Genomic DNA, 18,721 nt, shown 5'->3' with positions numbered 1-18,721 from the left:
GCGGGAACAATCCGCGCTAGACGCAAATGCCGTGTCAGGCGGCCATGGACGTGTCCGGGCATTGGCGCGCTCCGTTGGCAGCGCCCGACTCGTCGCCGGCAACGGCTTCCAGCGAGCGGTTGGTCGTGCGCGGGCCGAACAGCGCGACGGGGATGGAGAAGACGATGTAGCAGGCTGCCGCCGCTAGCATGACGCCAGCCATGCCGCTTGCGGAGAACAGCGCGGCGCCCAGGACGCCGGCTGCCGCTCCGCCGAACCGCCCGCCAGACATCACGATCCCGCTGCCGAGGGCGCGCAGCTGCGTCGGTATCGTCTCCGGGATGTAGGTGTAGTAGGCGTTGACGACGAGCCCCGTGATGATGGCGGCGAGTCCTCCTGCCCCGATCACTGCCCAACTGGTGGCCGAGATGCCGAGCACGGCCAACGGCAGTGCGCTTAGCACGGACACGACAAGGATGGTGGACTTGCGTTCATACCGGTCGAGAAACAGCATGGCGACTAACGGCGTGGCGCCATAGATCACGTTCCACAGGAACTGGATGAAATACGCATGTTCCTCGGAGTACCTGAGGCTGTATACGAGCGAGTAGACGCCCCATTGGCCGAACAGGTAATAGGCCAGGCTGGCGCCAAAGTAGCCGAGCGTGAGCACGGCTATGGTTCGCAGCAAGGCCTTGTCGTTGAAGAGGTCGCGTAGCGTGGGCGCTGCGGCGGTCGGTTGAACGGTGGCAATTGCGGGTTCGTCGAGCGGACCGCGGCGCAGCGCGCGCGCTTCCAGCTCGCTTACGATGCGTTCGGCGCGGTCGAATCGACCGCGCGAGACACACCAGCGCACCGATTCCGGCAGGATGAAGCGTGCCAGGGGCGCAATCAGCAGGCCGACGCTGCCGCCCAGGAACAGGTTGCGCCAGGCATCACTACTGCCGTGTGGGAGATAGAACATCGCCAGCGCGGCAGCACCGATGCCGGAGACCACGAACCCGATCGTCACTATGGAGACGAAGCGGCCACGTGCCCTGCCGGGAAACATTTCGGCGATATAGACAAGCAGCACCGATGTGGCGGCCTGCACGCCGATACCGGTGATGACGCGGGAGGCCAGTATGGTCTCGTAGGTAGGTGCGAATGCCGTCGCCAACGCTCCCAGCGAGTACAGGACGGTGGTCCATACGAGCACCGAACGTCGTCCCCATTGGTCAGACAGTCTTCCTCCCACCAGAGCCCCGATGATCATCCCGATGAAGAACGCGCTGCTGATGACGCCGATCTGCTCGGTGCTCAGATTGGTGTGGGCCTTGATCGTGGGACTGGCATAGGCAAAGATGGCGTTGTCGTAGTACTCCAGCATCAGGTTGGCCGCGAGCAGCGCGGCCCAGACGTAGTGGGAAGCCATTACCGGCAGGCGGTCAAGCCGCGCAAGAATGCTGGATGGCTTGTCCGGTCTGACGACCGCATTCGGACGCTTCATGTTTATGTCTCCATCAGCTTTGTCGCTGTTCTTTTTTCTAAGGATGTCGTGCCGCGGCCCCGGTGTGCAAACGGGGCACGGCCTCTGCTGTCAGCCGGCGCCGCAGCCGGCGACCGCAATCGCGCGTATCTCGACCAGGAATTCGGGCCGGGCCAATTGGCTTACGCCCACGCCGGTCCAGGAGGGATAGCGGTCGGGGAGGTATTCATCCTTGACCTTCACGAATGCCTGGATGTCGCCGCGCAGGTCGGTGTGGAAAGTCATGATTTCCACGACGTCGGCAAGGCCGGCTCCTGCGGCTTCGAGCACCGCCTTCAGGTTTTCAAACGCCAGCCGGGCCTGCGCTTCCATTCCCTGGCCCACCGTGGCCGTCACCAGATCGAAGCCCACCTGACCGGACACCCAGATCATGTCGCCGACACGGGTCGCCGAAGAGAAGTGAAGCTGGTCGTAGTGCCTTGCCTGCGTGCGGCCGGGATTGATCATTTGTCGTTTCATGGCTGCTGCTCCGTGCAAGGCGATATCAGGCGAGTTGGCGGAAGACAGGCGAGCGGAACGGTTCGCCTTCATTGAGCCTGGCCATTTCTTCCCGGAAGAGCGGCCCGTTGCGGGCATAGCGCGGGTTCGACATTGGCAGGGCGCGGAACGTGGCGTCGTCACCGAAGAAGCGCAGCACCAGCGTGTGGCGGGTCGGGCAGGCGGCATCGACGGCGGCTCCTCCGTGAAGCGAACGTGGATGCAGGAACACGACATCGCCAGGGGTCACCTCCCAGGAGAGCACGTCCCAGGAATTGGGGTCTTCGGCGAGCTCCTTGTCGATATGCGGCAGGCGGGGCAGGGTGCCGTCGCCGTACAGCGGATCGGTCGGGTCATCGGCATTTGCGAAGCTGGCCCCGTCGTACTGGATGCCGAGGTGGGAGCCGCGAATGATCTCCAGCGAGTTCTTCTTTGGAATGGCCTGGAAGGTAATCCACGCGTTGCCCCAATGCTGGCCGGCCCACGGCAGGTTCGCGGTGTCCTGATGCCACGGTCCGCGGCCGCTGTTGCCGCCTTCCTTGGCGAACACCTCCTCGGCGAAATACCAAACATGCTCCGAGCCCCATAACTCCTGGAACACCATTCCGAACGGCAGCGTCGTGACCAGGTCGTCAAGCTTTTGCTTAACCACCGGATTGGCGTTGTCGATATGGGTCTGCAGGCTGGTGCCGTCCAGCGAGCGGAAGTGATATGGGCCCGGGTTGGCGACGTTCCACTTGAAAGCCTCATAGCACCGGGCTAGCTGCACAGGGTCGAGGCAGTTCTTTATAAGTACGGCGCCGTCCTCGCGAAACGCCTCTCGTTGGGATTGGGTGGTAAGCATGATAAGTCTCCTTCATTCCTCGGTGATGGACGCTGGCCGGCGCGATGCATGAACAATAACTCGCAATTCGATTTAAGACAACACTCGTTGTGTTAAAGTGCGAGCATCGGGATTCTTGGAGAATCGTCGAGTTTGCCGTCCGTGTAATCGTGACGAGAGCTCGGCCGTGCTTGGTTCTCCGCGGACAAGAAGGCGTTGTCTAGGTATATGGCTTCAACTCGGGCAAAACGGAGGTGCGGATACCGCGGCGTATGCTGTGGCAACATCCCGCCTCGATTCGTAGCAGAGGGCCATGACCGCCAGACGGGTCTTGGTCGGATCGGGATGGGCCCGCACCCACCGGCTTTTCCGGGCTGGTCGCAGATCGGGTAGTTGAATGTCCCCACCGGGCCGTGCGCACCTGGGTCGTGGAAGGTGCTGTGCGCCGCCGGCCCATGGCCGCCGTCATGAAAGGCGTGAGGCGTGCAAAGTGTGGGGACTGGCGCGACGCCCGCGGTCGACCAAGGCTCAGTTGAAGGCCATCGACAACGTAGGGGTTTCCCGAAACGCTACCTGGGCAAATGGCTGCAAGTGGATTTAGAACGGTCCTTCGCTTCGTCGAGGTCAAAGGCCGCTTATGGCCGGGAAGGGACCTCGGCCCTCCGCTACCTGATTGCCTTCCTCCCCCACTACTGCCGCTCGACCAGCTTGGTAGCAACGATGGCTTGCATGATAGGCACGCGCTCGCGTCGACTGCGGGCGGGGCAGGCCAGGGAAACCACGCTTGAGCGGGTTGGCAAGCGCCAACTGGCAGGCGGCCTGAGCGAGGTCAGGGCGGATTGAATCCACCGTCGTTTTCCGCCTGCCGGCAACGTAGTGATCCCGCTATGCCCCGGTCGACAGAATTATCTTGCCCACGTTTTGGTTCGACTCCATGCGCCGGTGCGCATCGGCGGCCCGGGCCAGCGGGTACACGCTGTCTACCACCGGCACCAGTCCGCTCTCAGTAAAGCCCGGTAGCCAGCGCTGCGAGAAGCGCGCTACCATCTGCCGCTTGACCTCCGGCGTACGCGATTTCATCACCGTGCCGATGATCTGCAGATGGCGGTAAAGCAGCCGCTCCAGCGGTAGATTCGCACCCTCTGCGCCGCCAAGCAGGCCGACCTGCACCAGCCGGCCGCCATTGGCCAGCGAAAGAACGTTTCGCTCCAGGTAGGAACCGCCGATGAAATCAACGATCACGTCTAGGCCGTTGCCATCGGTTTCGCGCCTCACCACCTCGCCGAAGTCCTCGGCCTTGTAGTCGATCGGCACGTCCGCGCCGAAGCCGCGAACGCGCGCCAGCTTGCCGCCATTGGCCGTGGCGAAGACCCGCGCGCCAGTGGCATGCGCCAATTGCACGGCGGCCGAACCCACGCCGCTGGCGCCCGCGTGGATCAGCACCTTGTCGCCAGCCTGCAGACGACCCAGGTGCAGCAGCGCCTCGTGCGCCGTGACGAACACCTCGGGAATCGCGGCGGCATGCACGTAGTCAAGCCGGTCGGGGATGTGCATGGCCTGCCGGTAGTCGATGCGCGCCACCTCGGCATAGCCGCCGCCGCCCACTATGCCCATTACGCGGTCGCCAGTCGCAAAGCCAGCCACCTCGGCGCCGGCTGCGATCACCTCGCCGGCGATTTCCAGGCCCATCACCGTGGAATCGCCAAAGCTGGCGCGGCCATAGCCGCCGCGGCGGTGGATGATGTCGGCGCGGTTCACGCCGGCGGCGTGAGTGCGCACCAGCAGGTCCTGCGGGCGCAGTTCGGGCACGGGCAGATCTTGCAGTTGCAGGACGTCGGCGTCGCCGAAGTCCTGGAAGTCGATGGCTTTCATGGGAATGTCCTTAGTGGATGGGCCGGAGGCCGATGGGCAGATCAGCCATACGCGGCCCGGTTTCTGTGCCAGGGCCTCAATGTAGGTCGGCGCGGCGATGCAGTCATGCTGATATATTCCAGGTCAGCAATGCATTTTTGCATCACCTCATCCGCCTCCTCGGAAGGATCCGATATGAACTGGGACGACACCCGTGTATTCCTGGCCGTGCAGCGCGAGGGCACTCTGCGGCGCGCGGCCAAGGTAGTCAACATGGACCAGGCCACCGTGGGCCGGCGTATCGCCGCGCTAGAACACGCGCTGAGCGCCACGCTGTTCCTGCGCACCTCCGATGGATACGTGCTGACCAACGCGGGCGAGAACGCGCTCAGGTCCGCCGAGAAGATGGAGCAGTCGGCCCACGAGCTGGCCCGGCAGGCACAAGGCGTCGATACCCGGTTGGAAGGCGAGGTGCGAGTGACCACCACCGACACGCTGGCGCTGGGGTTCCTGATCCCGGCCATCGAGCGGCTGCACGCCGAGCACCCGGACGTGCGCGTGCAGCTCAACACGTCCACCCAGATGATGAACCTGGCACGACGCGAGGCGGATATCGCGGTGCGCACGATCAAGCCCGAGAACCCCGACCTGGCGGCCCGCCTGCTGGCCCGCTGGGCGGTGGGACTCTACGCATCGAGGGCATACCTGAAGCGGCACGGCGAGCCGGCCGTCGGCACCGGCTTCGCCGGGCACGACCTCGTCATCTACCAGCCCCATACCAGCGGCAGCCGCCTTCCGACGCTGGTGGGCGAGCCAACCCACGCGGGCCGGCTCGTGTCGGCGGTCAACTCCAGCCTGATGCTGCGCGCGACGATCCAGGCCGGCATTGCCATCGGCGAAGTGCCAGTGCACCTGGCCGAGCGCGACGGGTTGGTGCGGATCTGGCCCAAACGCGAGCGCGCGCAGCCCTACGAGGTATGGTTGGTCACCCATCAGGACCTGCGCCACACCGCCCGGGTGCGGGCGATGATCGAGGCCATCGTGGCAGAATTCGAGGGCAGCCGCTGAGCGAGGGCGGGGTATTGGCAGCAACAAGGATACCAAGTGGCCAGGAGCGTATGAAAAACACCTCCCAGACCTTGGACGGCCGCGTCGGCCGAACTGCGGTCGTCCGCAGATGGTGCGCGAATGACCTTGACCGCCTTCTCGAGTGCTCACGGGGCAGCGATGTCGCCACGCCTTAAATCAATGGAGGCGCCACCAATGGGATTCCGTTTCTGCCTGCGGCCAGATAGAGATCGGCAAGCGACCTCTGCCAGCCACTTGCCAGCAGGCGCTTCCCGACCCACTGCTGCCCTTCGAGCACAAGACGCCGCGACGGCCACTTTCAGAGTACAGCGGCCACTGCTCAATTCCGCACATACTTTCTGGGATCTGCCCAGCGCACAGTGCGGCTGATGACGTCGTCCGGACAGCGATAGCCGCGATTGGGTGGCCCTGACAAGCCGCATCGTCGCCACTGGCATTTGTCGTGGTCGGCGGAGTCGGGGGGGCTGGGTGGATTGCTTTACTCCGCTCGTTAACTTGGTGTACCGTCAGCTCAGGACTCTCGAGCGCATCCAGACGTCACTCAACCTGTCTCTTGCCGCTGGCGCGCTGCTGCACCTGTTGGTTCATCGCATTCCATTGCGGACTTCCTGCAACACCTCATCGAAAGCGTCAACGCGGATCAGGCCTAACCGCGGAAACTCCAAGTCGACGATGACATAGAGTGTCACCGTCAGCGAGGCCACGAAGAAAAGCGCATGCAACCAGTTTCGAGGACTGCGGCTGGCCATGCCATAGCCCGCAAACAATGCCCCAACCCAGCAAAGCGCGAAAAGCATGCCGAAGATGACGCCGGGCGGATGTTCCTTTGTTGCGGCGAGTCGGGTCGATGCCGTGTCGAATGCTGCATTGAGCGCTGGTAACAGAAGCATGGTGGCCGCCGTACTAGCGGATCGCTGGGACTCCGTTACGGATCTTGTCCAGAGGTGTTCACGCAGTACGTCCGAACGTACCAAGAAAGCCTCGACGCGTTTGCGGTCAGGGACGGCTCGATAGGCGCCAAGCCGGGTATCGAGATATTGCCGGAGTATCTCCTGCAACTCACCACGTGCTGGTTGCGGCAGCAGATCCAGACGCAGGTAAGCAGTGCCGATATCGTTGGCTTCCTGGACGATCAGCGTACGCCGCATATCAAAGCGGCTTGCCGCGCCGGAAAAGGTGAAGGCGATCAATAGCCCAAGCAGTGCGAATATCGCGCTTGCGACCGCGCTGACGCCCGTTGTCTCCGGTTCGCGACCGGAGGCAACCTGCCATTGCCACACCAGCCGGCCGAGCTCCAGGGCGATCAGGATACTTGTGAATATTGCGACCGCCAACACCAGCCCGCCGGCCCAACCGGCACCATAAAGTAGTGATGCCAAAATCGTCTCCGGTGCATTGCCGCGATGCGCGCTTTCAACGTTGAAGACGGTATGGAAAAGTTTCGCCACAGTATGTGCGCTTCCGCACCGGCGTCCGATAGCTGGGTGGAACTGACGCTTGAACGTCGGCGTCACGGCATAAGCCAACGCCCGTAGATGGCCGGCAAGCGACTGGCGGGAGCCACGTTTATCAGAGCCGGTCCACTATTGCGTTGCTGTGGGTAGCACGCTTCAGGCGACCGCACCTGGCGGCGCATGGCGTGCCAGGAATCGGTCCAATTGGCCAGCGAACGCCTTGCTATCCTGTGAGGCGTACGGTGCCGGACCGCCGGTATCGACGCCCGAGCCGCGGAGCTGGTCCATCACCTCGCGCATCGTCAGGCGCTCCTGGATATTCTCTCGGCTAAACCAGATTCCTCGTGGGTCGAGCACGAAAGCGCCCTTGCCGAGGGCAGCGGCGGCAAGGGGTATGTCCGCCGTAATCACGAGGTCACCGTTGCTGACCAATTCGACGATACGGTCATCGGCGGCGTCGAAGCCCGCCGGCACTTGCAGTGCCTTGATAAAGCGGGAAGGCGGCGTGCGCATATACTTGTTCGCCACCAGCGTGACGCACACTCCGACACGCTGCGCGGCCCGATACAACATTTCCTTGACGACAACCGGGCAGGCGTCTGCGTCAACCAGTACTTGCATCGCGGTATTTCCAATTGAGGGGCGGAATGCTCATATTACTGCCTGCGTACCGCGTCAGTCCGCCGCGCGCGCCAGCTTCGCAATTGATGTGGCGAAGCGCATAACGCCGCACCTCACCGTCCGCGGAAGCGCATGGCTCCATACGCAAACGGCAAGTTTTTACTTGTAGTACGGCCAGGCTCGACCGGCGGCAGCGCCTACAATCAAGCAACAACAGTGGGCGGTGGGATTGCCGCAGGAAAGGATCGCGCCATGGCTGCATACCTGATTGCTGATGTCGATGTAACGGACCCTGCCATTTTCGACGAGTACAAGCGAGAAGTACCTGCCACTGAGTTCCGCTACGGCGGAAAATATTTGGGCCGTGGTGGTCTGACCAAAGTTCTCGAAGGCGACTGGCAGCCACATCGTCTCGTCATCGTCGAGTTCCCGAGCATGGACTCCTTGATGGCCTGGTATGAGTCACCAGAGTACGCTCGTCTTAAGGCGATCCGTCAAAAATGTGCGACGACAAGGATTGTCGCGCTAGAAGGGATTGCCCCGTAACCTCGTAATTTCAGGATGGCCGGTCAACCCTCATGATCGCGCTGGCCGTGTCGACCACGGCCGCCAGGACAAGCATGGCGATGATCACCGTGCAAGCCTGGGGCATATGGAACAGGGACAGCTCGAAATACAGCATCTGCCCAAGCCCGCCGGCGCCGACAAAGCCAAGGATCGCCGCCGCGCGGATATTGGTTTCCCAGCGGTACAGGGTGTAGGACAGGAACTGGGGCCATACGCAGGGCAGCGTCCCATACATGAAGACCAGTGCGGCGGGGGCGCCTTTTTCCGCCAGCGCGCGGGCGGGTGTGCGCGGCGCATTCTCCAGCGCCTCGGCGAAGAGGCGGCCGAGCACGCCCGCCGTGTGCAGTGCCAGGGCAAGGGTGCCGGCAAACGGTCCAAGGCCGACCGCGAGCACGGTCAGGCCAGCCCATACCAGCTCGGGAATCGAGCGCAGCAGGTTCAGCAGCAAGCGTGACAAGGTGCGCAGCGCATCGCCGTAGAGCCCGGAAGCCGGTAGTGCCAGGCCAAAACCCAGCACCGCCGCACACAGCGTGCCCACGGCGGAAATCGCGAGCGTTTCGAGCATGCTGACACCGGTTCTGGCAAGAAACGCCGGCGACAGCTCCGGCGGGAAGAACGTCAGCAGGAAGCGCAGCATCCCGGCTGCAGCGTCCCGGGAAATGAGCTGGCCCAGGTCAAGCGAGAGCCAGGCGAAACTTGCCGCAACCGCTATGGCCACGGCGAGCAGCGTAAGCAGGCACTTCAGGCAGAGTTGGGCGGCCGTGGGCGTGTTCGTCGCCATGGTTCATTCCAGCATCTTGCGCAGCCGGGCGCTGAGCGCGTCGGCCAGCAGGACCAGCAGCAGGAATACAAGCAGGATGGTCGCGGCTTCGCCGCCGTTGAGCAGCTTCATGGCCTGGTCCATCAGCTGGCCAAGCCCGCCGGCGCCGACGAAGCCCATCACCACCGACGCCCGGATGGCGCATTCCCAGCGATACACCGTGTACGAGACCAGCTCCTGCGCGGCATTCGGCAGCAATCCGTAGGACAGCGCCGCCAGGCGCCCGCTGCCGCCGGTGAGCAGGGCCTGCGCCGCGCGCTGGTCGCTCGATTCGAGGATTTCCGCATAGACCTTCGCCAGCATGCCGCCATAGGTGACCGCCAGCGCCAGCACGCCCGCCGCCGCGCCAAGGCCCAGGGCGCGCACGAAGACCAGCGCCCAGACCAGCTCCGGTACGCCACGCAGCAGCAGCACCAGCGCCCGCACGGCGGTGCGCAACGCTGCCCGCACCCGCTTTCCCGGGCCCGGGCCGATACGCGAGATGGAAAGGCTCCTGGACATTGCCACAGCCAGCGGCGCAGCAATGACAAAGGCCAGCGCGACGCCTGCGGTCGCGATAGCCAGCGTTTCCAGCGTTGCCTTGGCCACGTAGCCAAGAAATTCGACCGAGACCTCGGGGGGCAGGAAGTTGCGCAGGAAGCCGCCCATCACCTTGAGGTTTGCCGCGTCGAACAGCGCCGACGGGCTGAACCGGGACAGCCGCAGCAGGGGCCAGAGCAGCAGCAGCGCCAGCAGCAGGCCGCTGGCCCGCCGCAGCGCCTGCGGGTCGCGTGGATGCGTGGTCATCGGCATGCCGCCCTGCGTGGGTCAACGCTGCCGGCAGTGGCGGCGATGGCCACGGACCGGCTGCCCTGCACGGGTGGCGATTCGCTCTCGGAGGCGTAGAGTTCGCGCAGCAGGGCGTCAGTGACGTGCCCGGCCGGCAGGTCGAAGGCGATCTCGCCCGACTTCAGGCCGATGATGCGGGGAAACCAGCGCAGCGCCAGATCTACCGCGTGCAGGCTGGCGACCAGCGTCACCGCACGCGTATCGGCTTCCTTGCGCAACTCGCCCAGGGTCAGGTTGGCAAGCACGGGATCCATCGCCGAGACCGGCTCGTCGGCCAGGATCAGTTCCGGGCGCTGGTAGAGCACGCGGGCCACCCCGACACGCTGCAACTGGCCGCCCGACAACTGGTCGCAGCGATCGAACAGGCGGTCGGCCAGCTCCAGTCGCGCCAGCTGTTCGCTGGCACCGGCAATATCGGCCGGATAGACCAGCGAGAGCATGGATTTCCAGCCGGGCCAGATACCGAGGCGGCCGGCAAGGATGGCGGTGATCACGCGCTGGCGCGGAGGCATGGGCGGTGCCTGGTGCACCATGCCGATGCGGCAGCGCAGGCGCCGCAGGCGTGCGGCGCTCAGTGCCCAGGGAATTTGCCCCAGGATCTCGACGCGGCCTTCGCCGGGCCGCAGCGACGTTGCCAGCAGGCGCAGCAGCGAGGTCTTGCCGGCGCCCGAGGGACCGATGACGGCGATGCGCTCGCCGCTGCCCGCCGACAAGGCGATCCGGCTCAGCGCGCGCTGCCCGTTGGGGTAGGTGACGCTGGCTGCGTCGAGACTGAAACTCACTTGACCAGGCCCGCGGCGCGGGCCGCGGCCTCGATGCCGGCGTAGTTCTCCGGCCGGGTGGGGATGTACTTGACGGTCCTTTGCAGTGCCATGATCTCCCTGTGCTCGGGATTGGCCGGGTCAAGGCGCAGGAACGCTTCGGTCAGCTTCTTGGCCAAGGCCGGGTCGAGCCCGCCGCGCACGGTCCAGTTGTAGTCGAAGTAGGGCGGCGTGACGGCAAACACCCGGACCTTGCCGGGGTCCACCTTGTGCTGCTCCACCAGCTTGTCCCAGACCGAGGCGTTGAGCACGCCGGCGTCGGCCTTGCCGGCCTGGACGAAGGCGACCGTTGCATCATGGGCGCCCGAGTAGGCGACAGTCTTGAAGTCCCGGTCCGGATCGATGCCGGCCTGCTGCAGGAAACTGCGCGGCATCAGGTGTCCGGAAGTCGAGGACGGCGAGCCGAAGGCGAAGGTCTTGCCCTTGAGGTCGGCCAGGGTCTTGATACTGCTGTCGGCCGTGATGAACTTGCTGGTAAACGCGGCATCTTCCTGTCGCTGGACGATGGGGATGGTGGCGCCCTGCGTCCGGATCTTGCTTTGCACGTAGGTGAAACCGCCCAGCCATGCCATGTCGAGCTTGCCCGTCGCCAGGGACTCGACCACGGCGGCGTAATCCGTCACTGGCACGAACTCCACCTTCATGCCGGTTTCCTTCTCCAGGTATTTGCCGAGCGGCGCGAACTTGCGCTGCAGTTCGGTCGGTGCCTCGTCGGGGATGGCCGACACCTTCAGCACGGTCTGTGCCGCCTGGGCACCGGACAGGCCGGCAAGGCCAAACAGGGCAAGCGCGGCAAGGCGTTTCGCGATACGCGGGAATATGGTCGGGATCATGATCGGGCGTGGTCGAAGAACGGCGGTGATGGTGATGGACTATCCAAAAGGGCGCCTATGCTACCGCAATCCGGGCAAGGCCTCTCCTGGTCAATCCGGCTAGGTTAATCCGGCTTCAGGGCTTCGGCGACAAGCCCAATGACTTCGGCGCGTTCGCGCTCCGGTGCGAACAGCGGCGCCCGCTGTGCGCATTGCTGCCGCAGGCGCGCCAGGAAGGCGGCGTCGCGGCTGGCGCGTTCCAGCAGCTCCGCCAGATGCGCGGCATTGCCCGGCGGGAAATAGCCCTCGTAGTCGCGGCCCAGCATGCCGATGTTGCCGGGGATGCGGCTGGCGAGCACCGGTACGCCACTGGTAACGGCTTCGATGATCACGTTGGCGCCGCCTTCTATCACGCTCGATATGACCAGCGCCTGCGCCTGGCCGATGCGCAGCCGCGTCTCGGTGTGAGGCAGGTTTGCCAGCCAGACATAGCGCTGGAGCCCTGGCCAGCGCTGCGCTTGCAGCGCCTCGGCTGACTCCCGGTAGCTCTCGTCCAGGGCGGCGCCGATATGGGTCAGGCGCACGCGCGAATCCTCAGCAAGCAGCATCACGGCCAGCATGGGCGTCGCCGGGTCTTTTTCCGCCCGCATATGACCCACCAGGACGACGTCAAACGCATCGTGGCTGGTCGCTGCCGGCACGATTGCCGGGGCGGACTGGTAGATGACCCGGCACTTGGCACGATGCCCGGGGGCCAGTTCGGCGGGCCCTTCGTCCTGCAGCACCACCAGGTGGGTGGCAAGCTCCAGGGAGCGCCGGGCGGATGCGTCGCTGCGGATATCGCGGTACAGGTCCGTCCCGGTCAGCACCACCACCAGTGGACGGCCGGGGCAGGCTTCGGCAAACCTGGCGATGGAATCTGCCGAGCGCCGGGCGTGCAGCGCGATCAGGCACGCCGGGACCGCACCGCCTGAGTGGCCCGGCGGCCACTCCGCGGCCACGGTCACACCGTAATCTGCCTGCAGGAAGTGCGACCAGCGATGTGCGGTCTGCCAGTTGCCGTTATTGGCTTTGCGGAGTGCCGGGCTGATAATCGCGACAGTGGCCTTGGGAGGACGCATGACGATCGGCTCTGAAGGGGGTGCAGCCAGAAGGATAAACAAATTCGGGCTCGATGCGGCTTTTACCGATGCGCATCGGCGCACCTGGGCCATCCTGCAGGATCTGTCGCCGTCCCAGTGGCAGGTTCGCTACGACCCGGGGATCAATCCACCCTTGTGGGAATACGCGCATGTCGCGTGGTTCACCGAGCACTGGGTGCTGCGGGATCCGCGTCCGGGCGCGGGCGGCCGCCTGGTCGCGAGCCTGCCGTCGATGCTCGATAATGCCGACCGCTTCTTCGATTCCTCGCTCGTTCCTCACACGGATCGCTGGAAGCTCGCCTTGCCCCCGCTGCGGGAAGTACGCGGCTACGTGGCGGCGGTGCTGGAGCGTGTCCGGGCCAGCCTCGCCGTGGCGGATGATACCGACCAGGCGCTCTATTTTTTCCGGCTCGCCTTGTTCCACGAAGACATGCACGCGGAGGCGCTGACCTATATGCGCCAGACGCTCGATTATCCGCTGCATGCCCCGCTTGGCATGCCTTCCATTGCGCCAGGCGCCGGCTCGGCAGCCGCAGGCGGCGGCACGTTCCTGATGGGGGCGCCCGCAGGGGGCGACGGCTTTGTCTTCGACAACGAGAAGTGGGCCCACCCCGTCCACCTCGCCCCTTTCCGCATCGATCGCACTTGTGTCAGCAATGCCGAGTTTGCGGACTTCGTGGCCGCCGGCGGCTACCGCGATCCGCAGTGGTGGTCCGGCGACGGACGCGCATGGCTGCAGCAGGGCGGGCTGGCGCATCCGGGTCGCTGGCGCCGGCCAGCCGGCGGCCCCCCCGGGCAATGGGCGTTGCGCTGGTTCGGGCAATGGGTGCCGCTGCCGCCCGAACAGCCCGTGTGTCATATCAATGCCTACGAGGCGGAAGCCTATTGCCGCTGGGCCGGCAAGCGCTTGCCCACGGAAGCGGAATGGGAGTATGCGGCAACGCATGACCTGATCCGCTGGGGGAGGGCCGTGTGGGAATGGACGGCTGATCCGTTCGTACCCTACGCAGGATTCTCGCCCGACCCGTACCAGGAATATTCCGCCCCCTGGTTTCACACGCATCGCTCGGTTCGCGGCGGATCGTTCGCTACCCATGCACGCATGAAGCATCCCCGCTACCGCAACTTCTACCTGCCGCACCGCAGCGACCTCTTCGTCGGATTCCGCTGCTGCGGTTGAGGAGGTGCCATAGGCCGTGCCGGGTTTGCCTAGGGTTCGCGATAGGTGATGCCATGCACGATTAGCGCACGGTGCATGATGAGTTCCTTGAGACCTTCACGCATGTTGGTCAGCATTGCCTGCGCACTGGCGCTATCGATACCATCCCGGTTCAACTGAGCGATCCGTAGCTCCTGCGCGGCGATACGTTTCTCGGCCCGCAGGATGGCCAGATCCGTGTCGTCCAGGTCTTGCAGATCCTGCTCTATGCATCGCGCCTCTAATCCGGGTTGCATGATGATCTCCATGCGGAAGCCTGTGCTCATGCCTTTGTGATAGATCAGCGGCAATCGCGTAGCTATCGGGCGGCGTCCTACACCTGGTGAAGATGGCGTCACACGCCGGATTATCCGCGGTGCAGCCTGCCAGAAAGCCTTCACTCCTTGTTGCCGCCTGAATCGGCTGCGAGAGCGGTCAGCAGGCGGACGGTTCCATCCTGGCGGTGGATGTGAAGCTCGGCGTTATCATGCTTCGCCCGGTGCCATCCCGCGGTTATCGCAGCTTCAAGAGAGGTATAAAGCAGGGGCTTTTCCGCAAGACCTTCAATTTCAAGGGCCCAGCCTTGAACTGCCGGAACAACGCGAAAGATTCGCGTAGGCATCTGGATGACCCCGCCGTAGTTGTGACAAGAAAAACAAGCGCACCCTGCCAGAGCGGGCTGGCGCACTATCACTGTCTTATATTGTCTTTGTATTGTCTTATGTGCCCGCCCGAGGGATATACACCACTTAAGTAGGGCGTGGCGCGAATACATCATGCCTTGATATTTGGTGGCCCGCGCGGTCCCTGATTCTTGGCGCTCTTTCCCGGATGTTGCATGTATGAAACGCCATACGGATGATTGCTTCGAGCGTCTCCGATGGCCCGGTTGCGCCATTTGCAGGATGGGCGCACAGACCTCCGCCGCATACGCTTGCAAAAAACGTCATAACAAATGGGACCGGGGAAAACATGGATGGATGCAATCGACGCACGCCTTGTGCACGGCGTGCATGGCGTGAGGCGGCGGCAGGCCGCGCCAGGCTGCTGGCGGCATGCCATGCCGCGCCGCGGCGGCGTGGCGCGCGCGCACGCTGAAGCGCGAGGGCAATGGCCATGCATGCTGCCGCCATCCCTGCCCGGGAGGCCGGGGATACCGGCTGGAACCTGCCGGACCCGGCATGCCGCGAGGCGCGTCCGGACGATCCGTTGCTGGATTGCCTGCTCTGGCTGGCCCGCCACTTCCACCAGCCGGCGTCAGCAGAGGCGCTGCTTTCCGGCCTGCCGCTTGCCTCGCATCGCCTGACCCCGGCGCTGTTCGCGCGGGCGGCGGCCAGGGCCGGCATGTCGGCGCGGCTGGTGCGGCGCAAGCTGGAAGGGATTCCTGACCTGGTCTTGCCCGCGATCCTGCTGCTTGACCAGGGACAGGCCTGCGTGCTGCTGCGCCGGGGCGAGGCGGGCACCGTGGTGCTGGCGCTGCCCGAATGCGGGAACGGCGAGCAGGTTGTGCCCGCAGAAGAACTGCTGGCGCGCTACTCCGGCCATGCCATCTTTGCCCGGCCCGCGCATCGCACGGATGCGGCGGCGCACGATGGCGCGCCGGCTGCGCCCCATGAATGGTTCTGGGGTGTGATGCGCCAGTCCTGGCCGGTTTATGGCGAGGTAATGGTCGCCTCGCTGCTGCTGAGCCTGTTCGCGCTGGCCATGCCGCTGTTCACCATGAACGTCTACGACCGCGTGGTGCCGAACCATGCGCTGGAGACACTATGGGCGCTGGCTGTCGGGGTTGGCCTGGTGCTGCTGTTCGAGCTGGCGATGCGAACGCTGCGTGGCTATTTTGTCGACGTGGCGGGCAGGCGCATCGACGTGACCGTCTCCGCAACGGTGTTCGGCAAAGTGCTGGGCATCGAGATGAAGTCGCGGCCCGCGTCGGCGGGCAGCCTTAGCAGCCAGCTGCACGAGTTCGAATCGGTGCGCGACTTCCTGACCTCCGCCACCATCACCACGCTGATCGACCTGCCGTTTGCCGCGGTCTTCATCGTCGCGATGTTCTGGGTCGGCGGCCCGCTTGCCTGGGTGCCGCTGCTGACGGTGCCGCTGGTGCTGGGTGTCAGCCTGGCATTGCAGGGACCGCTGTCGCGCGCGGTGCGCGCCAGCAGTGCCTGCGCGGCGCAGCGGCAAGCCGCGCTGGTGGAAACCCTGGTCGGGCTCGAGACCATCAAGACGGTCGGCGCCGACGGTGCCGCACAGCGCAACTGGGAACAGGTGGTCGGGCAGATGGCAAGGCTGGGCTTGCGGGCACGGTTGCTGTCAGCGTGCGTGATCAACGTGTCGCTGTTCGCACAGCAGGCCGCCACGCTGGTGGTGGTGGTTATCGGCGTCTACCTGATCGCCGAAGACCGGCTCACCATGGGAGGCCTGATTGCCTGCACCATCCTGGCCGGGCGTGCGCTGGCGCCGCTGTCGCAGATGGCAGGGCTGACCACGCGCTACCACCAGGCACGCACCGCGCTGGCCGGCATTGACCGGATGATGGCATTGCCAGTCGAGCGCCCGCCCGGCAGGCATTTCGTGCACCGTCCGCCGTTGCGGGGCGAGATCGAATTCCGGCAGGTGAGCTTTCGCTATCCGGGCCGCGACGGCGCCGTCCTGGACGACGTGTCCTTCCGCATTGCCAGCGGCGAGCGCGTTGGCCTGATCGGCCGCATCGGCTCGGGCAAGACCACCATCGAGAAGCTCATCCTGGGCCTTTACGCACCGGAGACTGGCTCGGTGCTGGTCGATGGCGCGGATGTGCGCCAGCTAGACCCCGCGGCGCTGCGGCGCGATATCGGCTATGTGCCGCAGGAGGTGATGCTGTTCAGCGGCACCGTGCGCGAGAACATCGTGATGGGCGCACCGTATGCCGACGATGAGGCGGTGCTGCGCGCGGCGCGGCTGGGTGGCGTCAGCGACTTTATCGATCGCCTGCCGGATGGCTATGACCTGCGGCTTGGCGAGCGCGGCGAAGGGCTGTCGGGCGGGCAGCGCCAGGCGATCGCGATCGCCCGCGCCGACTTGCTGCAACCGCCGGTGCTGCTGCTGGATGAACCCAGCAGCGCGATGGACAACCGCACCGAGGAGCAGTTCAAGTCGCGGTTGTCCGCGGCGCTGGGTGGGCGCACGCTGCTGCTGGTGACGCACCGGGGCTCGCTGCTGAGCCTGGTCGACCGCCTGATCGTAATGGACCAGGGCCGCATTGTCGCCGACGGGCCGAAGGCCGATGTGCTGAACGCGCTTGCAGGAAGGAAGCTCCATGTCGCGTCTGCATGAGACCCGGAATCGCCTGCGCCGCCTGGCCGCAGCGCTGCGGCCGCACGCGGATGACACCGTGTTCATGGGCGAGCGCGAGGCCGCAGCGGTGGCGGGGCCGCGCTGGTTCACGCACTGGATCCTGTTGTGCACGCTGCTGTTCGTGTTGGTGGCGCTGGCATGGGCCGCGCTGGCGCGCGTGGATGAAGTGACGGTGGGCGAGGGCAAGGTGATCCCGTCCAGCCAGGTGCAGGTGGTGCAGAACCTCGAAGGCGGCATCGTCGCCGAGATCATGGTGCGCCCGGGGCAGGTCGTGAACAAGGACCAGGCGCTGATGCGTATCGACGATACCCGCTTTACCGCCTCGTACCAGGAAGGCCGCACCAGGGACGATGCGCTGGTGGCGCGTATTGCGCGCCTGAGTGCCGAGTCTGCCGGCACGGCGTTCGTCGCCAGCGCGGCCGGCGATGCAGACAACCGCCGGTTCCTGGCCGAGGAACACGCGCTGTTCGAATCACGCAAGCGCGCGCTCGAAGCCAATCTGTCAGTGTTGCGCCAGCAGTCCGAGCAGCGCCGCCAGGAACTGACCGAGAAGCGCTCGCGCGAGCAGCAGCTGCGGCAGAGCCATCGCCTGGTGGCGCAGGAGCTGGCGATGATGCGGCCAATGGTGGCGCAGGGCGTCGTGTCCGACGTCGACGTGCTGCGGCTGGAGCGGCAGACCAACGACCTGAAGGGCGAGCTCGACGCCACGCGGCTGGCCATGCCACGCCTGGAAGCGGCCTTGCGCGAGAGCCAGCAGAAGCTGGACGAGACGGCCACGCATTTCCGCGCGGAGGCCATGCGCGAACTGAACCAGGCCAAGGCCGAGCAGGCGGCGCAGAGCGCCACCAACACCGCGCTGCAGGACCGTGTCGATCGCACCCTGGTGCGCGCGCCGCTCGCCGGCATCGTCAAGCAACTCAAGGTCAATACCGTCGGTGGGGTGGTGCAGCCCGGCATGGACCTGGTGGAAATCGTGCCGCTGGAAGACACGCTGCTGGTGGAAGCGCGCGTGCGCCCGGCCGATATCGCCTTCCTGCGCCCGGGGCAGCCGGCGGTGGTCAAGCTGTCGGCCTATGACTTCTCGATCTATGGCGGTTTTCCCGGCACGGTCGAACATATCAGCGCCGATACGCTGACGCCGGAACGCCCGGGCGAGCGGCCGGAGAGCTACTACCTGGTACGCGTGCGCACTCGCGACAACCGGCCCGGCGGCAGCGCCGTGCAGGTGCCCATCCTGCCCGGCATGGTGGCCACGGTCGATGTGCTGACTGGCCAGAAGACGGTGCTCCACTACCTGCTCAAGCCCATCATCAAGACCCGGGAGCTGGCGTTCCGGGAACGGTAAGCGCAACAAAAAAGGCACGCGCGCAGCCCGCGC

The 18,721-nt window shown here is 65.2% G+C and carries 18 protein-coding genes; 5 read left to right on the top strand and 13 right to left on the bottom strand.

Going from position 1 to position 18,721, the window contains the following annotated elements; genetic code table 11:
• Positions 1–34: 34 nt before the first annotated feature.
• The 4 genes from E0W60_RS01385 to E0W60_RS01370 all read right to left on the bottom strand — a co-directional run bounded on the left by E0W60_RS01385 (position 35) and on the right by E0W60_RS01370 (position 4,679).
• On the bottom strand, positions 35–1,468 hold the full coding sequence (locus E0W60_RS01385) for an MFS transporter (protein WP_135702770.1): 1,434 nt from the start codon (positions 1,466–1,468) through the stop codon (positions 35–37).
• Positions 1,469–1,558: 90 nt separating this feature from the next.
• Positions 1,559–1,954: a RidA family protein gene (locus E0W60_RS01380; protein WP_240745803.1), complete on the bottom strand. Its 396-nt coding sequence runs from the start codon at positions 1,952–1,954 to the stop codon at positions 1,559–1,561.
• Positions 1,955–1,991: 37 nt separating this feature from the next.
• On the bottom strand, positions 1,992–2,828 hold the full coding sequence (locus E0W60_RS01375) for a phytanoyl-CoA dioxygenase family protein (RefSeq protein WP_135702769.1): 837 nt from the start codon (positions 2,826–2,828) through the stop codon (positions 1,992–1,994).
• Positions 2,829–3,692: 864 nt separating this feature from the next.
• On the bottom strand, positions 3,693–4,679 hold the full coding sequence (locus E0W60_RS01370; RefSeq protein ID WP_135702768.1) for an NAD(P)H-quinone oxidoreductase: 987 nt from the start codon (positions 4,677–4,679) through the stop codon (positions 3,693–3,695).
• A gap of 174 nt (positions 4,680–4,853) precedes the next feature.
• On the opposite strand from E0W60_RS01370, the gene E0W60_RS01365 reads away from it, so the two are divergent.
• Complete coding sequence (locus E0W60_RS01365; protein ID WP_135702767.1) at positions 4,854–5,726, top strand: LysR family transcriptional regulator; 873 nt, start codon at positions 4,854–4,856, stop codon at positions 5,724–5,726.
• Positions 5,727–6,331: 605 nt separating this feature from the next.
• On the opposite strand, the gene E0W60_RS01360 is transcribed toward E0W60_RS01365, so the two are convergent.
• Together E0W60_RS01360 and E0W60_RS01355 are read right to left on the bottom strand one after the other, a co-directional pair.
• The gene (locus E0W60_RS01360; protein ID WP_240745802.1) at positions 6,332–7,195 is read right to left on the bottom strand and encodes a DUF4239 domain-containing protein; all 864 of its coding nucleotides are present in this window, start codon (positions 7,193–7,195) and stop codon (positions 6,332–6,334) included.
• Between the two features lie 162 nt (positions 7,196–7,357).
• Positions 7,358–7,822: a YaiI/YqxD family protein gene (locus E0W60_RS01355; protein ID WP_135702766.1), complete on the bottom strand. Its 465-nt coding sequence runs from the start codon at positions 7,820–7,822 to the stop codon at positions 7,358–7,360.
• A 132-nt stretch (positions 7,823–7,954) separates the two neighbouring features.
• Between E0W60_RS01355 and E0W60_RS01350 the strand changes: the two genes are divergently transcribed.
• Positions 7,955–8,368 carry a DUF1330 domain-containing protein gene (locus E0W60_RS01350; RefSeq protein ID WP_240745801.1) on the top strand — a complete coding sequence of 138 codons (414 nt, stop codon included), beginning with the start codon at positions 7,955–7,957 and terminating at the stop codon, positions 8,366–8,368.
• Positions 8,369–8,378: 10 nt separating this feature from the next.
• On the opposite strand, the gene phnE is transcribed toward E0W60_RS01350, so the two are convergent.
• The 5 genes from phnE to senB all read right to left on the bottom strand — a co-directional run bounded on the left by phnE (position 8,379) and on the right by senB (position 12,791).
• Entirely contained in the window at positions 8,379–9,170 is a 792-nt protein-coding gene (gene phnE, locus E0W60_RS01345; RefSeq protein ID WP_135702765.1) for a phosphonate ABC transporter, permease protein PhnE, read from the bottom strand.
• Positions 9,171–9,173: 3 nt separating this feature from the next.
• The gene (locus E0W60_RS01340; RefSeq protein WP_135702764.1) at positions 9,174–9,995 is read right to left on the bottom strand and encodes a PhnE/PtxC family ABC transporter permease; all 822 of its coding nucleotides are present in this window, start codon (positions 9,993–9,995) and stop codon (positions 9,174–9,176) included.
• Positions 9,992–10,819, bottom strand: a complete 828-nt coding sequence (locus E0W60_RS01335) for a phosphonate ABC transporter ATP-binding protein (RefSeq protein ID WP_133094584.1) — start codon at positions 10,817–10,819, stop codon at positions 9,992–9,994. The genes E0W60_RS01340 and E0W60_RS01335 overlap by 4 nt, the downstream gene beginning before the upstream one ends.
• Positions 10,816–11,691, bottom strand: a complete 876-nt coding sequence (locus E0W60_RS01330; protein ID WP_135702763.1) for a putative selenate ABC transporter substrate-binding protein — start codon at positions 11,689–11,691, stop codon at positions 10,816–10,818. Before E0W60_RS01330 ends, E0W60_RS01335 begins: the two co-directional genes overlap by 4 nt.
• 104 nt (positions 11,692–11,795) lie before the next feature.
• Positions 11,796–12,791, bottom strand: coding sequence for a selenoneine biosynthesis selenosugar synthase SenB (gene senB, locus E0W60_RS01325; protein ID WP_135702762.1), 996 nt, complete (start codon positions 12,789–12,791; stop codon positions 11,796–11,798).
• On the opposite strand from senB, the gene senA reads away from it, so the two are divergent.
• A complete protein-coding gene (gene senA / locus E0W60_RS01320) occupies positions 12,790–13,992 on the top strand; it encodes a selenoneine synthase SenA (RefSeq protein WP_135702761.1) in 1,203 nt (400 codons plus the stop codon). The genes senB and senA overlap by 2 nt on opposite strands.
• A 29-nt stretch (positions 13,993–14,021) precedes the next feature.
• On the opposite strand, the gene E0W60_RS01315 is transcribed toward senA, so the two are convergent.
• On the bottom strand, positions 14,022–14,279 hold the full coding sequence (locus E0W60_RS01315) for a hypothetical protein (RefSeq protein ID WP_240745800.1): 258 nt from the start codon (positions 14,277–14,279) through the stop codon (positions 14,022–14,024).
• Positions 14,280–14,407: 128 nt separating this feature from the next.
• A complete protein-coding gene (locus E0W60_RS01310; RefSeq protein ID WP_135702760.1) occupies positions 14,408–14,632 on the bottom strand; it encodes a DUF2188 domain-containing protein in 225 nt (74 codons plus the stop codon).
• A 494-nt stretch (positions 14,633–15,126) separates the two neighbouring features.
• On the opposite strand from E0W60_RS01310, the gene E0W60_RS01305 reads away from it, so the two are divergent.
• Both E0W60_RS01305 and E0W60_RS01300 read left to right on the top strand, forming a co-directional pair.
• The gene (locus tag E0W60_RS01305; protein ID WP_135702759.1) at positions 15,127–17,322 is read left to right on the top strand and encodes a type I secretion system permease/ATPase; all 2,196 of its coding nucleotides are present in this window, start codon (positions 15,127–15,129) and stop codon (positions 17,320–17,322) included.
• On the top strand, positions 17,306–18,688 hold the full coding sequence (locus E0W60_RS01300; protein ID WP_135702758.1) for an HlyD family type I secretion periplasmic adaptor subunit: 1,383 nt from the start codon (positions 17,306–17,308) through the stop codon (positions 18,686–18,688). The genes E0W60_RS01305 and E0W60_RS01300 overlap by 17 nt, the downstream gene beginning before the upstream one ends.
• The last annotated feature ends 33 nt before the right edge of the window (positions 18,689–18,721 follow it).

It is taken from the genome of Cupriavidus oxalaticus (assembly GCF_004768545.1).
Taxonomy (GTDB): domain Bacteria; phylum Pseudomonadota; class Gammaproteobacteria; order Burkholderiales; family Burkholderiaceae; genus Cupriavidus; species Cupriavidus oxalaticus_A.
This window is presented reverse-complemented; position numbering and strand designations above follow the sequence as displayed.

What these genes read in the sequence shown, in the direction of transcription:
- E0W60_RS01365 (WP_135702767.1), top strand. Translation starts at nt 4,854, where the DNA reads ATGAACTGGGACGACACCCGTGTATTCCTGGCCGTGCAGCGCGAGGGC.
- phnE (WP_135702765.1), bottom strand. Translation starts at nt 9,170, where the DNA reads ATGGCGACGAACACGCCCACGGCCGCCCAACTCTGCCTGAAGTGCCTG.
- E0W60_RS01300 (WP_135702758.1), top strand. Translation starts at nt 17,306, where the DNA reads ATGTCGCGTCTGCATGAGACCCGGAATCGCCTGCGCCGCCTGGCCGCA.
- senA (WP_135702761.1), top strand. Translation starts at nt 12,790, where the DNA reads ATGACGATCGGCTCTGAAGGGGGTGCAGCCAGAAGGATAAACAAATTC.
- E0W60_RS01385 (WP_135702770.1), bottom strand. Translation starts at nt 1,468, where the DNA reads ATGAAGCGTCCGAATGCGGTCGTCAGACCGGACAAGCCATCCAGCATT.
- E0W60_RS01305 (WP_135702759.1), top strand. Translation starts at nt 15,127, where the DNA reads ATGCATGCTGCCGCCATCCCTGCCCGGGAGGCCGGGGATACCGGCTGG.
- E0W60_RS01340 (WP_135702764.1), bottom strand. Translation starts at nt 9,995, where the DNA reads ATGACCACGCATCCACGCGACCCGCAGGCGCTGCGGCGGGCCAGCGGC.
- E0W60_RS01350 (WP_240745801.1), top strand. Translation starts at nt 7,955, where the DNA reads ATGGCTCCATACGCAAACGGCAAGTTTTTACTTGTAGTACGGCCAGGC.
- E0W60_RS01310 (WP_135702760.1), bottom strand. Translation starts at nt 14,632, where the DNA reads ATGCCTACGCGAATCTTTCGCGTTGTTCCGGCAGTTCAAGGCTGGGCC.
- E0W60_RS01355 (WP_135702766.1), bottom strand. Translation starts at nt 7,822, where the DNA reads ATGCAAGTACTGGTTGACGCAGACGCCTGCCCGGTTGTCGTCAAGGAA.
- E0W60_RS01380 (WP_240745803.1), bottom strand. Translation starts at nt 1,954, where the DNA reads ATGATCAATCCCGGCCGCACGCAGGCAAGGCACTACGACCAGCTTCAC.
- senB (WP_135702762.1), bottom strand. Translation starts at nt 12,791, where the DNA reads ATGCGTCCTCCCAAGGCCACTGTCGCGATTATCAGCCCGGCACTCCGC.
- E0W60_RS01370 (WP_135702768.1), bottom strand. Translation starts at nt 4,679, where the DNA reads ATGAAAGCCATCGACTTCCAGGACTTCGGCGACGCCGACGTCCTGCAA.
- E0W60_RS01315 (WP_240745800.1), bottom strand. Translation starts at nt 14,279, where the DNA reads ATGGAGATCATCATGCAACCCGGATTAGAGGCGCGATGCATAGAGCAG.
- E0W60_RS01375 (WP_135702769.1), bottom strand. Translation starts at nt 2,828, where the DNA reads ATGCTTACCACCCAATCCCAACGAGAGGCGTTTCGCGAGGACGGCGCC.
- E0W60_RS01330 (WP_135702763.1), bottom strand. Translation starts at nt 11,691, where the DNA reads ATGATCCCGACCATATTCCCGCGTATCGCGAAACGCCTTGCCGCGCTT.